At 39.4% G+C, this 14,594-nt stretch carries 12 protein-coding genes; 4 read left to right on the top strand and 8 right to left on the bottom strand.

Features of this window, described 5'->3' with window-relative positions:
• Window positions 1-95 precede the first annotated feature (95 nt).
• Complete coding sequence (gene zapE, locus F967_RS07690) at window positions 96-1,241, top strand: cell division protein ZapE (RefSeq protein ID WP_004799178.1); 1,146 nt, start codon at window positions 96-98, stop codon at window positions 1,239-1,241.
• 292 nt (window positions 1,242-1,533) lie between these two features.
• Window positions 1,534-3,696, top strand: coding sequence for a malate synthase G (locus tag F967_RS07685; RefSeq protein WP_004799175.1), 2,163 nt, complete (start codon window positions 1,534-1,536; stop codon window positions 3,694-3,696).
• 292 nt (window positions 3,697-3,988) lie between these two features.
• Here the strand turns inward: F967_RS07685 and F967_RS07680 are convergent, their stop codons facing one another.
• The gene (locus tag F967_RS07680) at window positions 3,989-4,903 is read right to left on the bottom strand and encodes a lyase family protein (RefSeq protein ID WP_004799172.1); all 915 of its coding nucleotides are present in this window, start codon (window positions 4,901-4,903) and stop codon (window positions 3,989-3,991) included.
• Window positions 4,878-5,408: a TetR/AcrR family transcriptional regulator gene (locus F967_RS07675; protein WP_004799170.1), complete on the bottom strand. Its 531-nt coding sequence runs from the start codon at window positions 5,406-5,408 to the stop codon at window positions 4,878-4,880. Before F967_RS07675 ends, F967_RS07680 begins: the two co-directional genes overlap by 26 nt.
• Window positions 5,409-5,623: 215 nt before the next feature.
• Between F967_RS07675 and F967_RS07670 the strand changes: the two genes are divergently transcribed.
• On the top strand, window positions 5,624-7,597 hold the full coding sequence (locus F967_RS07670; protein WP_004799168.1) for an alkyl/aryl-sulfatase: 1,974 nt from the start codon (window positions 5,624-5,626) through the stop codon (window positions 7,595-7,597).
• A 70-nt stretch (window positions 7,598-7,667) separates the two neighbouring features.
• Here the strand turns inward: F967_RS07670 and purB are convergent, their stop codons facing one another.
• Genes purB through F967_RS07650 form a run of 4 tightly spaced genes read right to left on the bottom strand, consistent with a single transcriptional unit; the run spans window position 7,668 to window position 11,487 of the window.
• Complete coding sequence (purB, locus tag F967_RS07665) at window positions 7,668-9,056, bottom strand: adenylosuccinate lyase (protein WP_004799167.1); 1,389 nt, start codon at window positions 9,054-9,056, stop codon at window positions 7,668-7,670.
• Between the two features lie 54 nt (window positions 9,057-9,110).
• Window positions 9,111-9,842, bottom strand: a complete 732-nt coding sequence (gene hflD, locus F967_RS07660) for a high frequency lysogenization protein HflD (protein WP_004761212.1) — start codon at window positions 9,840-9,842, stop codon at window positions 9,111-9,113.
• 18 nt (window positions 9,843-9,860) lie between these two features.
• Window positions 9,861-10,994, bottom strand: coding sequence for a tRNA 2-thiouridine(34) synthase MnmA (gene mnmA, locus F967_RS07655; protein WP_004799166.1), 1,134 nt, complete (start codon window positions 10,992-10,994; stop codon window positions 9,861-9,863).
• Window positions 10,995-10,998: 4 nt separating this feature from the next.
• A complete protein-coding gene (locus F967_RS07650; protein WP_004799164.1) occupies window positions 10,999-11,487 on the bottom strand; it encodes an NUDIX hydrolase in 489 nt (162 codons plus the stop codon).
• A 607-nt stretch (window positions 11,488-12,094) separates the two neighbouring features.
• Between F967_RS07650 and F967_RS07645 the strand changes: the two genes are divergently transcribed.
• Window positions 12,095-12,577, top strand: a complete 483-nt coding sequence (locus F967_RS07645) for a hypothetical protein (RefSeq protein WP_004799161.1) — start codon at window positions 12,095-12,097, stop codon at window positions 12,575-12,577.
• A 127-nt stretch (window positions 12,578-12,704) separates the two neighbouring features.
• Here the strand turns inward: F967_RS07645 and F967_RS07640 are convergent, their stop codons facing one another.
• On the bottom strand, window positions 12,705-13,247 hold the full coding sequence (locus F967_RS07640; RefSeq protein WP_004799159.1) for a gamma carbonic anhydrase family protein: 543 nt from the start codon (window positions 13,245-13,247) through the stop codon (window positions 12,705-12,707).
• Between the two features lie 90 nt (window positions 13,248-13,337).
• Window positions 13,338-14,486: a D-alanyl-D-alanine carboxypeptidase PBP5/6 gene (gene dacC, locus F967_RS07635; protein ID WP_004799157.1), complete on the bottom strand. Its 1,149-nt coding sequence runs from the start codon at window positions 14,484-14,486 to the stop codon at window positions 13,338-13,340.
• Window positions 14,487-14,594 lie beyond the last annotated feature (108 nt).

Below are 14,594 nucleotides of genomic sequence, written 5' to 3'. Positions count from 1 at the left end.
ATGTTTAAACAGCATGATAATTAAGCCTAAAATCTAATGCCTTTGAACTCAATGTTCGATATAATTTTCACCAATTAAAATTGCAATAAGTCCTTATGTCAAATTCTAAACCAGACTCACATAGCACTGCATTTATTCCTACATCACCTGCCGAGCGTTATAGTCAAGCACTTGAGTCAGGTCAGTTTATGCCTGATGAAGCTCAGGCTCAGGCAGTGCAAGAGTTAGATCGAGTATGGAAAGAATTACTCACGCGTTATAAAGCTTCCAAGAAAGCATTTCGACGTTTCCGTCGTCAGACCTATCCAAAAGGGGTTTATATGTGGGGCGGTGTAGGCCGTGGCAAGACTTGGTTAATGGACCAGTTTTATGATGCTGTCCCGTTCCGCCGCAAGACCCGTATGCATTTTCATCACTTTATGCAGCACGTCCATAAAGAATTAAACAAGCTTTCAGGCCAGCGTAATCCTCTGGATGCAGTGGCCGATCAAATTTATAAAAATGCAGTTGTGATTTGTTTTGACGAGTTCTTTGTGTCGAACGTGACAGATGCAATGATTCTTAGTGATTTATTCCAGAAACTATTTGAGCGTGGCATTACCCTGATTGCAACATCAAACATTGCGCCAGAGGGTTTATATAAAAACGGGATTCACCGTGACCGTTTTATGCCCACGATTACACTGGTACAGAAAAACTGTGTGGTTTTAAATGTTGATGCAGGCATTGATTACCGTTTACGAGTTTTGAAACAGGCACAGTTGTTTAAATATCCATTAAGCAGTGATGCCCAGTCATGGATGCTTGAACGTTTCCAATCGCTTACACATACTCAAACCAAGTCGAATACACCCATCATGATTAACAATCGTGTGGTAGAGACGCTGGGGCATACCGAAGATGTATTGTGGTGTGAATTCTCTGAATTATGCTTTAAGCCACGTAGTCCAGCAGACTTTATTGAAATTGCCAATATTTACAATACTGTATTGGTCAGCAATATTCCGAATTTGACCGATTTCCTGTCAGAAGGAACCCGACGTTTTATTTATCTGGTCGATGAGTTCTATGACCGTGGTGTCAAGCTGTTGCTGACTTCTGAAGACTCGATTATTGAGCTGTATGAAGGTCAGAAACTGGCATTTGAAATTGAACGGACACGTTCACGCTTGCTGGAAATGCAGTCGGATGACTATCTGCATTCCGAACATCGACAGATACAGGTTGCAAAAACCTCATAAATTTACAAAGGCATTCTTCGGAATGTCTTTTTTATAAATTTAGAGGGAGAAAGCTTTATTCTTGTTTGAATTTTGCTATAAATAAAGTCGTTTAAAAATGTGAGGACATTGCAGGCCTAAACTGTAAGTACCCAGGAATTTGATTTTTTGATAAAGAGATAAAATTGCGCTTGTCAATACGTCTTATAGAGAAAATGCTTACTATTTAGGAATGTGATATTACTATTCAGGCTGGTATAAATCGGTATACTAGGAATCTTGTTATAAAAAGTTAGCACCATCAGGAAAGACAATGACTGTACGTATTCAACAAGGCAAGCTAGCGATTGCTAAAGAACTTTACGATTTCATCGAAAATGAAGCTTTACCAGGATCTGGTTTAGATAGTGAAACTTACTGGAAAAACTTCGAGCAAGTCGTTGTCGATCTTAGCCCAAAAAACAAGGCATTATTGGCTAAGCGTGATGAACTACAAGCCAAGATTGATGAATGGCACCGCAATAATAAATTTGAATTGAATGCCTATAAAGCATTCCTGACTGAAATTGGTTATCTGGAACCAGAAGTTGCTGACTTTAAAGTTACAACTGAAAATGTAGATGAAGAAATTGCTTTATTGGCAGGTCCACAGCTAGTTGTACCAGTACGTAATGCACGTTATTGCTTAAACGCAGCCAATGCACGTTGGGGTTCTTTGTACGATGCACTGTATGGTACAGATGTAATTTCTGAAGAAAATGGTGCGGAAAAAGGTAAAGGCTATAACCCAGTTCGTGGTGACAAGGTTATTGCATTCGCTAAAGATTTCTTAAACCAGACTTTCCCGTTGGCACAAGGCTCACACGCTGATGCAACTCAATATGCGGTTGATCACAATCGTTTAGTTGTAACTTTAAAAGATGGTTCAACAACCTCTTTGGCTCATGAAGCTCAATTTGTTGGCTTTAATGGTGAAGCTGCAAACCCAACTGAAATCGTTTTATTAAATAACGGTCTGCACGTTATCATTGATATTGATGCAAATAGCCCAATTGGTCAAACCGATGCTGCTGGTGTAAAAGATTTAACGCTTGAAGCGGCAATCACAACCATTCAGGATTTGGAAGATTCTGTTGCGGCTGTTGACGCAGAAGAGAAAGTTGAAGGCTACCGTAACTGGTTAGGTTTAATGAAAGGTGATTTGCAGGAGTCAATCGAGAAAAATGGTAAAACCATTACTCGTTCTCTAAACAAAGATCGTACAATTCAGAACTTAATCGGTGGTACTACAACGTTACATGGTCGTTCATTGATGCTTCTTCGTAATGTTGGTCATTTGATGACTAACCCAGCGATCCTTGTAGAAGGTGAAGAAGTATTTGAAGGTATTATGGATGCATTAGTTACTCCATTACTTACAATTTCAGATATTCGTGGCGAAAACGAAAATAAGAACTCTCGTAAAGGTTCTATGTATATCGTTAAACCAAAAATGCATGGTCCAGAAGAAGTTGCATTTGCAGTTGAATTATTTGAACGTGCAGAACAGGCACTTGGCTTACCTGCGAAAACACTCAAAATCGGTATCATGGATGAAGAACGTCGTACTTCAGTTAATTTGAAAAACTGTATTGCTGCTGCAAAAGACCGTACGATTTTCATTAACACTGGTTTTATGGATCGTACGGGTGATGAAATCCATACCTCTATGGAAGCAGCGCCAATGGTCCGTAAAGAAGCGGTTAAAGCTCAGAAATGGATTGCTTCTTACGAAAATCGTAACGTTGCGATTGGTTTGGCATGTGGCCTAAAAGGTAAGGCACAAATTGGTAAAGGCATGTGGCCAAAACCAGACAGCATGAAAGATATGTTGGCGACTAAAACTGCACATCCAAATGCAGGTGCATCTTGTGCATGGGTTCCATCTCCAACAGGTGCGGTACTTCATGCATTGCATTACCATCAAATCAACGTGAAAGCACGTCAGGATGAGTTGGCTAATGAAGATATGTTGTCTCTGGATGACTTGTTAACACCTCCTTTTGCTCCAGAAACCAACTGGACTGCTGAAGAAATTAACAACGAACTTGAAAATAACTGTCAAGGTATTCTGGGTTATGTCGTTCGTTGGGTTGATCTAGGTGTAGGTTGTTCTAAGGTTCCAGACATCAACAACGTTGGTTTGATGGAAGACCGTGCAACATTACGTATTTCCTCTCAACATGTTGCGAACTGGTTACGTCACGGGATTGTAACACGCGAACAGGTTGAAGAAGTGTTGAAGCGCATGGCAGTGATTGTTGATCAGCAAAATGCCAATGATCCACTTTATACACCAATGGCACCTAAGTTTGATGGTATTGCATTCCAGGCAGCTTCTGACCTGATCTTCAAAGGCGCTGAGCAACCATCGGGTTATACAGAGCCATTGTTACATGCTGCACGTTTAAAACTTAAAGGTTATACAGGTGATTAATTTCTTCTAAACTGAAAAGCCTCCTCGGAGGCTTTTTTTATAACCTCGTTTTCTTAAAATATGTAAAATATTGCTTATCACAGTATTGTTAGTCATTTTATGTGCGTGAATTTCAAAATTTAATAAATGTTCTATCATTGAAGCTAAAAAACGTGATTTGCAATTTTTGAGTAAGCTAAATTAAACAGATTGTTGGTTTATTTTTTCAAAAATATCAATTAAAAAATATAGAAATTAAGATGTTAGCGCATAAAAAAGCAAAGCCGAGGCTTTGCTTTTTTATCAACAAAACTTAGATTTTGCTAATTAGATCATTAATTTGTTTCGCTTGTTCAGCTGCATTACCTGTATATGTAGCAGGTGTAAGCTCTGCTAAACGAGCACGTTCATCAGCTGGAACTTGAAGAAGTTCATCACCATTAACGAAGTTCACCATCATTTCACGTGTCATTGCTTGACCACGAGTCAATGCTTTTAGTTTTTCGTAAGGTTTTTCAACATTGTAACGGCGCATTACTGTTTGGATCGGTTCTGCAAGAACCTCTTGTGCTTGGTCTAAATCTTCATTTAAACGGTTCGCATTCAACTCAAGTTTACCAATACCTTTTAAGCAAGCATCAAAAGCAATCAAGCTTTGTGCAAAACCAACCCCCATGTTACGAAGAACAGTTGAGTCAGTTAAGTCTCGCTGCCAACGAGAAACAGGAAGTTTTTCACCAAGATGACCCAATACCGCATTTGCGATACCTAAGTTACCTTCAGAATTTTCGAAGTCAATTGGGTTTACTTTATGAGGCATGGGACGTAATGCATCGAACAATTCAGCCATATAGTCATGTGGCTCAATTTGTGTGGTGTATGGGTTAAATGCTAAACCTAAAGATTCAACAAATGCTTGAGCATGTGCAGCCCAGTCAATTTCTGGGTAAGCAGAAAGGTGAGCATTGTAGTTACCTACAGCACCATTGATTTTGCCAAGTAATTCGACATTTTCAAATTGCTTGATTTGGCGCGCTAAACGATAAGCAACGTTTGCCATCTCTTTACCCAAAGTAGTCGGGCTTGCAGTTTGACCATGTGTACGAGACAACATTGGTTGTTCAGCATGTGTGATTGCTGCCCAAGTAGAAGGATAATCTTTTTCAGATTCAATCAATAATTGAACCGCTCTTTCTCTGATTTCAGGGGTATATTTTAATTTTGTCATCGGGATAGTCTCTCAGAATATTGACTCTCCGACAAACCCGGTACGGTTCATCAATGGCATCTTTACTGGCTTCCGGAAATGCCTGAGACAGAAGTTGAGTTGCCTTTTTTGCAATAGGTGATAATTCTTTTGCAATCATTTTCCGTCCTTCTTCTCCAGTACTAATCATTCGAGAAAAAAACTTGAGATATTGAAGCCCGTTGTCCTGCAATAAAATATCCACCATTGGCCTGTACATAGCTTTTACAATGCTGTTAGGTTCAATATGGTCTTCTGAAATTTTATTAAGTTCCTCTAAGCTTTGTTTGGCATAGGGTGTCAATACATAGCTCAATGCTGCTTCTAACAGTCCCCATTTAGATTTAAAGTGATAATACAATGCAGATTTATTTGAAACTCCTGCTAAATCATTGATTTGTTGAACGGAAAGACGAGTTGCATCATTCTGTGAAAAGAGAAGAATGGCCGCTTCCATCAGTTTTAGTTGGGTTTCGCTATGTTGCATTTCTGATTACACTTCAGATCTAAAGTCTGTTGACAACATTAATCTAATTGGATTAATGTTGTCAACAGATCAGAATGACTTGGATTCAAAGCCAAAATTTTAATGATTTTTTTATTTTGATAATCATCACATAAGTGTTAAAAAATTATTTTTTAATTGTGAGGATGCTTGTCTTAAATATATAGATGTACTTAAATTCAACGGATGAAAAATAAATGCAAATAAAAAATTTTAATTTAAATCATAAATCGTTAGTGATTTCGATTTTATTTTCTATGTATGCACCTGTATCTTTCTCCGGCAGTATTCCTGTTGAACAGACTACTCTGAATTATCAGAAAAACTTCACACAAGCCTATGATTTAAATAATACCCAAGAAATAAAAAATGCAATGAAAGGATTTATTGCCAAACCTTCGGGAAAAATTAGTGATGATCAGGGGAATATTGTCTGGGATTTTGACAGTTTTGATTTTGTGCAAGGAAATGCACCAGATACAGTTAACCCAAGTTTATGGAAGCAGGCAATTTTAAATAACCAAATTGGGTTATTTAAAGTCAGTGATGGAATTTGGCAGCTTCGTGGTTTTGATTTAGCCAATATTACATTAATTCAGGGGAAAACAGGCTGGATTGTGGTGGATACGTTGACTTCTAAAGAAACAGCAACTGCAGCTATGCAGTTTGCTCGTCAATATTTGGGTAATCAGCCAGTATCTGCCATTATATTTACTCATAGTCATGTTGATCATTTTGGTGGAGCGCTCGGTGTTTTATCTGAACAAGAGGTTAAATCAAAAAACATTCCTGTGATTGCACCTGTGGGTTTTATGGAAGAAGCAACCAGTGAGAATTTAATGGTTGGCCCTGCAATGGGGCGCCGCGCAAACTATATGTATGGTCGTTCACTTCCTCGAAATGAAATGGGTCTAGTTGATAATGGTTTAGGAAAAGCTGTGTCATTTGGTCATATTGGTATTCTTGAACCAACTGTATTGATCACTCAGCCACGTCAACCGATGACTGTCGATGGGGTTGATTTCATTTTTTATAATGTTCCAAATTCTGAAGCACCAGCAGAATTAACGTTTTATTTACCGCAGCAAAAAGCCTATGGTGGCGCTGAAATCCTCTCACATACTTTGCATAATTTGTATACTTTAAGAGGGGCAAAAGTTCGGGATACATTAAAATGGGTGAGCTATCTCGATCAAGCACTTGATCATGCAAAAGACGCAGATGTATTCTTTGCCCAGCATCATTGGCCTGTTTGGGGAAATGATAATATCAAACAATTTATTACTGTACAGCGAGATAGTTACAAATACATCCATGATCAAACTGTACGTATGATTAATGCGGGTATGACTGGAAGTGAAATATCCGACAATATTAAATTACCACCTCAACTCGATCAGTATTTAAATGTGCACGGTTATTATGGAACGGTTAAACATAATGCACGAGCAGTGTATCAATACTACATGGGCTGGTTTGATGCTAACCCAGCAAATCTGGATAATTTACCCGTTAAGCAAGCTGCACAAGGCTATGTGGATTTGGCGGGTGGCGAAGCTAAGATGATTGCAACGGCACAACAAGCATATGATCAAGGTAATTATCGTTGGGGGGCTGAACTGCTAAAACATGTTATATATGCGAATCCAAATAATCAGCAGGCTAAGGACTTGCAGATCAAAACATTTAGCCAATTGGGCTATATGTCAGAAGCATCTACATGGCGAAATTTCTATTTAACAGGCGCTCAGGAACTAAAAAATGGTACTCCAAAAACAGGAGTGACGCCGGTTATATTATTGGATATGTTGCAACATACGCCAGTTGAGCGTTTTTTGGAGTCGATGGCAGCTAGCTTAAATGCAAATCGTGCTGAAAATGTAAATTTGACATTAAATTTAGTTTTCTCTGATTTAAATCAAATATATGAAATTAAAGTCAATAATGCGGTTATGAATTTTAACGAAGTTAAGCAACCTACAGCAGATGCTGCTGTAACTCTCACGCTGACCAAACCCTTCTTTTTGAATATGATGACAGGGCAGAGTGGCGCACTAGATCTTATGTTTTCCAAAGATACTCAAATACAAGGAAGCCGCATGAGTTTAAGAAAGTTTTTTTCTTTGTTTGATAAAGCAAATGGTACATTTCCCATTGTAACTCGAAACTAATCTTTTAATAGTACGCATTAAAAAAGCGGAATCATTCAAAATGATTCCGCTTCACTTTAATTAATATTACTTACAGCTTATTAATTAAATCATTGATTTGTTTGGCTTGCTCTGCTGCATTACCTATATATGTTGCAGGCGTAAGTTCAGCAAGACGTGACCGTTCATCAGCTGGAACTTGTGCAAGTTCATCACCATTTACGAAGTTCACCATCATGTCACGAGTCATGGCTTGTCCACGAGTCAATGCTTTTAATTTTTCGTATGGTTGTTCAACATTATAACGACGCATCACTGTTTGAATTGGTTCGGCCAGAACTTCTTGAGCTTGATTTAAATCTTCATTTAATCGATTAGCATTCAGTTCAAGTTTACCTACACCTTTTAAACAAGCATCAAAAGCAATTAAGCTTTGTGCAAAACCAACACCCATGTTACGAAGAACAGTTGAGTCAGTTAAGTCACGCTGCCAGCGAGAAACAGGAAGTTTTTCACCAAGATGACCCAATACCGCATTTGCGATACCTAAGTTACCTTCAGAATTTTCGAAGTCAATTGGGTTTACTTTATGAGGCATGGTTGACGAACCAACTTCACCGTCTTTTAATTTTTGCTTGAAGTAACCAAGAGAGATATAACCCCAAACATCACGGTTAAAGTCAATCAGGATGGTGTTGTAACGACGTAATGCATCAAACAATTCAGCCATATAGTCATGTGGCTCAATTTGTGTGGTGTATGGGTTAAATGCTAAACCTAAAGATTCTACAAATGCCTGTGCATGTGCAGCCCAGTCAATTTCTGGGTAAGCAGATAGGTGAGCATTGTAGTTACCGACAGCACCATTGATTTTGCCAAGTAATTCGACATTTTCAAATTGCTTGATTTGGCGCGCTAAACGATAAGCAACGTTCGCCATCTCTTTACCCAATGTAGTCGGGCTTGCAGTTTGACCATGTGTACGAGACAACATTGGTTGTTCAGCATGTGTGATAGCCAAAGCAGAAATCGCATTCAGAATTTGTTTCATACTTGAAACTAAAACTTCACGACCATTTTTAAGCATTAATGCATGAGACAAGTTGTTGATGTCCTCAGAGGTACATGCAAAGTGGATAAATTCGCCCGCATTTTGTAGCTCATCAATATTCGCAATTTTTTCTTTAAGGAAATATTCAACTGCTTTTACATCGTGGTTTGTCGTACGTTCAATTTCTTTAATACGATTCGCATCTTCTTCAGAAAAATTGGTTACGATTGCATCCAATGCTGCATTGGTTTCAGCAGAAAAAGCAGGAACTTCAATAATTTCTGCACGATTTGCAAGTGCTTGTAACCAACGCACTTCAACCGTAACACGAGCGTGGATTAAACCAAACTCAGACAAAAAAGGGCGTAACGCATCGCATTTGCTTGCATAACGTCCATCAAGTGGTGAGAGTGCGGTTAAAGCATTCATACAGATTCCTTAATTTTGGAATAAACATAAAAATAAATTCGTCTTAGCATCGGTTTATACCACCTGATACTGCAAACGAGCGAGAGCTTGAATATCTTGTAAAAGCTTACGTTTACTAAAGATCATACTCCATGAGCTACCGCCCAGTTGTCGCCACAAATGCGCAAGCTGTAGACCTGTAAAAAGGCAAGCACGGATTCGATTTGTATGATTCATATCTTTAAACGCGTCAGCATTACCACGGACAAGGATACGTGGATTAATTTGCCCAGCAGTTTCAACGTAGGTCTGAGCTAAATTGGCAATAATACTTGGATGCAAATAATTGTTATCGAAAAATGAAAGCTGTTTTAATATTTTTTGCTGAGCTGCTTCGATAATTTTGACGTATTCAGGATTGCTATACACTTTCTTTTCCAACTGCAATAATGCCATAGCATACGACATTGGAAGTTTAGCTGTCGAAAGTTTAGGGACTCTGGATTTTGGTGCAGTATTAAAGGGTTGAGTAATACAACCTTCTAATGTTTTTAAACCTAGTGAAATATCAGCCAGTTGATTAAAGAAATCTAAAGTTTGAGTGGCATTATTGGTGGCTGGACGAATATTTAAACTGGCTTTGATCAGTAGTTCAAAATAAAAATTACCACTATCTCCAATACTCTGCTGTCCCGCCATCGCAGTCATATGGGTCAGCTGAGTTGCTTGAAACACAGCAGCCAATGCTAAAGCACGGTTTTGTCTTACATTCAACGCTTGGGTGTGCTGAAAGGGTAACTCCGCCATGCTTCGATTCCAATATCCTTAAATAAAATCTGGTTGAGGGGCATCAGTATGGTGAATGACACCACCACCTAAGCACAGCTCACCCGCATAAAACACCACACTTTGACCCGGTGTCACCGCACGTTGTGGTTCGTCAAATTCAACTCGAATACCATGTTCGCTGTGTTCATTGCGATAAATTGTACACGCTTGGTCAGGCTGACGATAACGAGTTTTTGCTGTGCATCGGAAACCCGTAGGTGGGATCTCTTGTTCACCTGCAACCCAATCAATCGCTTCACTCCAAAGCTGTTTACTTTGCATAAGCGGATGATCATGCCCCTGTCCAATGACTAATCGGTTATTGGCAACATCCTTATGCAATACGAACCATGCACCTTCTTGCGCACCTTTCATACCACCAATACCGATCCCACCGCGTTGACCGAGCGTATAGTACATTAAGCCGTGATGTTCACCAACTTGTTTGCCATTATCCAAGACAATTTTTCCAGCCTGAGCAGGAAGATACTGTTTTAAGAAATCGCTAAAACGGCGTTCCCCGATAAAACAGATTCCTGTGGAGTCCTTTTTCTTAGCCGTTGCTAAATCAAGCTCTTCTGCGATTTTACGCACCTGCGGTTTTTCAATTTCACCGACAGGGAACAAAGTCTTGTTAATTTCACGACCATGAACTGCATGTAAGAAATAAGTTTGGTCTTTATTGTTGTCAACACCACGTAATAAAGGTGCGTAGGTTTCACCACGTGAGTTTTGTGTACTCGCACCACGACGTGCATAGTGGCCTGTGGCAATAAAGTCTGCACCCAAAGTCATCGCATGATCGAGGAAGGCGCGGAATTTAATTTCTTTATTGCACAGAATATCTGGGTTTGGTGTGCGACCCGCAGCGTATTCAGCCAGAAAGTGCTCAAAGACACGATCCCAATATTCCATTGCAAAGTTCGCAGTGTGCAGCTTGATACCAATTTTATCTGCAACGGCTTGCGCATCAGCTAAGTCTTCAAGTGCTGTGCAGTATTCCGTACCATCATCTTCTTCCCAGTTTTTCATGAAAAGACCTTCAACTTGATATCCTTGTTGAAGTAATAATGCGGCAGAAACAGAGGAGTCTACACCACCAGACATACCGACGATGACACGTTGTTGCATCTAATTAAGCGTCCAAATGAGAAGTGAATGAGGGAGAGAAAGGGTGCTCATAAATGAGCGATAAGGGGTATTTTTTGCCAGTAAGGGCATCTTGAACAGCTTTTAAAACCAGTGGGCTACGGGCACGGGCTGATTCTTGCAGCTCTTCTAAACTCATCCAAACTGCACCGACAATATCAGTATCTAATTGTGCATTTTCCTCAACGGAAGTGACATGGGCAAGAAAGCAGAAACGGTAATAGGTACGATCTGGAAACATGGGCGGCGTATAGGTGTAAATCCCGAGCAAGTGATCGACTTCAACATGATGACCTGTTTCTTCTAAGGTCTCACGAATCGCTGCTTCAACAATGGTTTCACCACATTCAACATGCCCAGCGGGTTGATTGAACACAGTATGGCTTACACCTTCAGTATATTCTTCTACAAAAAGAAATTTTCCATCTTTTTCTACAACTGTCGCAACAGTAACGTGGGGTGTCCAAGCGGTCATGACCAGCACCAAGGGAGATAAAGCATTATTCTACAAAATTTAGCACGTGGTGGCTATGTTCATGCGGATTTTCTTTGATCATCCTAAGCGGAGATGTATCGACAATATGCTCAAAATACTTCTGGGCAAGTTTGCTTATCTTGCATTTGGAGCTGAAACCTCAGCGCTTTAACTGATTAATCTATTATTTTATATCAGCTTGTTGTAGGTCAGAATGTTTCACATAAAAATTACTATATAAACTGATGTATTTGGCTCTATCGATCCAGCTCAATATACGACTAGAATATTCATGTGCAGATGTGTTAAGTGTTATATGCGATATGTTTGTATGATTATTGGACTTAATATCCAACACAGAATTAAATACATTCGCTATTTACAGGTGTACACCACTCAAACATAAAAGACTTTATTTGTTTGAATCTACTGTATCGTCGAATGTTTTTTGGATAGAATTAAAAGACATTGGCTATAAAAGATAGTCTAATCAAAAAAGCTTGAATTGGGGCTTGATCAAGCAACATTTTATACAGGTAAAGCCAGTTCTTGTTTTAAGATCGCTTAGCCATTCCAATTCTTGGGCATACAATAGGATTTAAAAAGTATGATAAAGAAATTATTATGTATACCTTTAGGTGTATTGCTGATCACTGGGTGTGCTTCAAATCCTAATGACGCCACTTCAAATGTAGGTACACAGGGATTATTAATTTGCCAGCCAAGTGAACTTTGTCCAATCGTCACTGTGGTGTGGAATGAGACACATAAAGACTTTTTAAAGGTAAAACTTAGCTTAAATAGCGCCTATACCAAATATAATATTGAAAAAGTTGTATTTAGTGATGGTGCAAAAAGTCACTCATTTAATGTGATTGGGCCAACTGAAATTGATTTTGCATTTAAAGCAAATCGTTCTCGTAACAGTGTGCTTATTCCAGTCAACCTAATGGGGGACTTTAAAGGCTCGCAAAATATCTTTATGGAAATACATACAGATCAAGGTGTGATTACCCGCTATATCTTAAAAGATAATGTCAAAGCACCAGTATTTGAAGAATTAACCAAATACTACAACGTTTCAAAATAGAAATTTGATCCAAAATGTAATGCCTAATTCCACTGTAGTTCAGTGGAATTAGATTTACTTGAGCAACATGTATTCAAATAACAAATACGCTTTTAAGCATGCCTAGATATTTACTTTAATCCTATGATTAATCGTTCGCTTCTAAATAATGATTTGCTACTTTGACATAGTGTCTTGCTGAATAAGGCAAAAATTCCTTTTCTTTGTCAGTTAAAGGGCGAACCTTTTGCACTGGGCTTCCCACATAGAGATAACCACTTTCTAAGCGCTTACGCGGTGGAACCAGTGAGCCTGCACCAATCATGACATCATCTTCAATCACCACATCATCTAGAACAATTGTATTAATTCCCACTAAAACGCGGTTGCCAATGGTACAACCATGCAAAGTCACATGATGCCCAACCGTGACATCTTCTCCAATGACCAGCGGAGAACCATTTGGTTTCGATTGGTTTTTATGGCTGACGTGTAACATACAATGATCCTGTACATTACTGTTTTTGCCAATCTGAATTGAGTTCACGTCACCGCGAATTACTGCGAAAGGCCATACTGAAACATTCTCTGCCAGTTTTACGTCACCAATGACCACAGACATTTCATCAATATAACAACTTGGATCAATTTTTGGATGATGGTCGAGATAAGGGCGGATATTCTTGGTCATGGTCAGTATCAAAATAAAATATGGATGAATTATAAAATAAAAAGGCACCCAGACTAAAGTGTGTGGGTGCCTGATTTGGCAATTCTAAAATTAGAACAAGTTGCTAAAGAACATCTTGATATGGTCAATCATACGGGCAAAGAAGCCAGCTTCTTCCACAGGTTTGAGTGCAACCAGTGGTTTTTCAGCAATCACTTTACCGTCAAGGCTGGCCACCAATTTACCAACGACCTGACCTTTTGCCAAAGGTGCATTCAGTTTAGGCTGTACCACAAGCTGGGTCTTGATTTTGTCAGCCTGACCTTTCGGCATGGTTACGTTGAAGTTTTCAGCTAAACCAATCTGAACATCATCTTCCTTACCAAACCAGACCTTGGCTTTGGCAAGCACCTGATTGGCTGGTTGTACATTAGCCGTTTCAAAGTTTGCAAAACCCCAAGCTAAAAGGGTACGTGTCTGGCTGGCACGCTCATTCATGCTTGGAGTACCAAAGATCACGGAAATCAAGCGCATTGGACCACGTTTGCTTGAGGTAGTGAGGCAGTAACCCGCTTCTTCGGTATGTCCTGTCTTGAGGCCATCAACGCTTGGGTCAGTGTAAAGCAGGGCATTACGGTTGCCTTGCTTGATACCATTAAAGGTAAATTCTTTTTCAGAATAGATTGGGTAGTATTTAGAGCTATCTTTGATAATGTGCTGAGCAAGAACAGCCATATCTTTAGCTGTTGAATAATGACCTTCAGCAGGCATACCTGTTGAATTGATGAAATGTGTATTCACCATACCAACACGTTTTGCTTCTTGGTTCATCATATGGGCAAATGTACCTTCATTGCCTGCAATGTGTTCAGCCATCGCTTTAGAGGCATCATTTCCTGATTGGATAATAATACCACGCAACATCTCTAATACGGTTGCTGTGCCATTTAATGGAACATACATACAGGATTCAGTGCTGCTACCACGGCACCATGCAGATTCATTCATCCGCACTTGTTCATCTTCAGTCAATTCACCCTTTAAAAGTTTCTGCTCTATGATGTAGCTTGTCATCATTTTTGTCATAGAAGCGGGTGCAAGTTTTTCATTTTCATTTTTGGCAGCGAGAATCTGTCCTGTCTCATAATCCATGAGCACATAGGATTTATTATTTAATTCTGGTGGAGCAGATAGGACAGTTGCTGCATATGAAAAGCTTGGCAAAAGTAGTAATGCAGCAAGAGCGCTTTTTTGAGTCATTCTAGGTGGTTCCAATATCTTGTATGAAGCAGAAGAGCCTAGCATTTTAGGACAAAGCAAAGCCGACTGCTATGGGCGAAGTCGGCTTTTTATCATGCTATTGTAGCA

The organism is Acinetobacter sp. CIP 102637 (genome assembly GCF_000368425.1).
Lineage (GTDB): Bacteria > Pseudomonadota > Gammaproteobacteria > Pseudomonadales > Moraxellaceae > Acinetobacter > Acinetobacter parvus.
The sequence above is the reverse complement of the archived record's forward strand: the minus strand, read 5'-3'. Positions and strand labels throughout refer to the sequence as shown.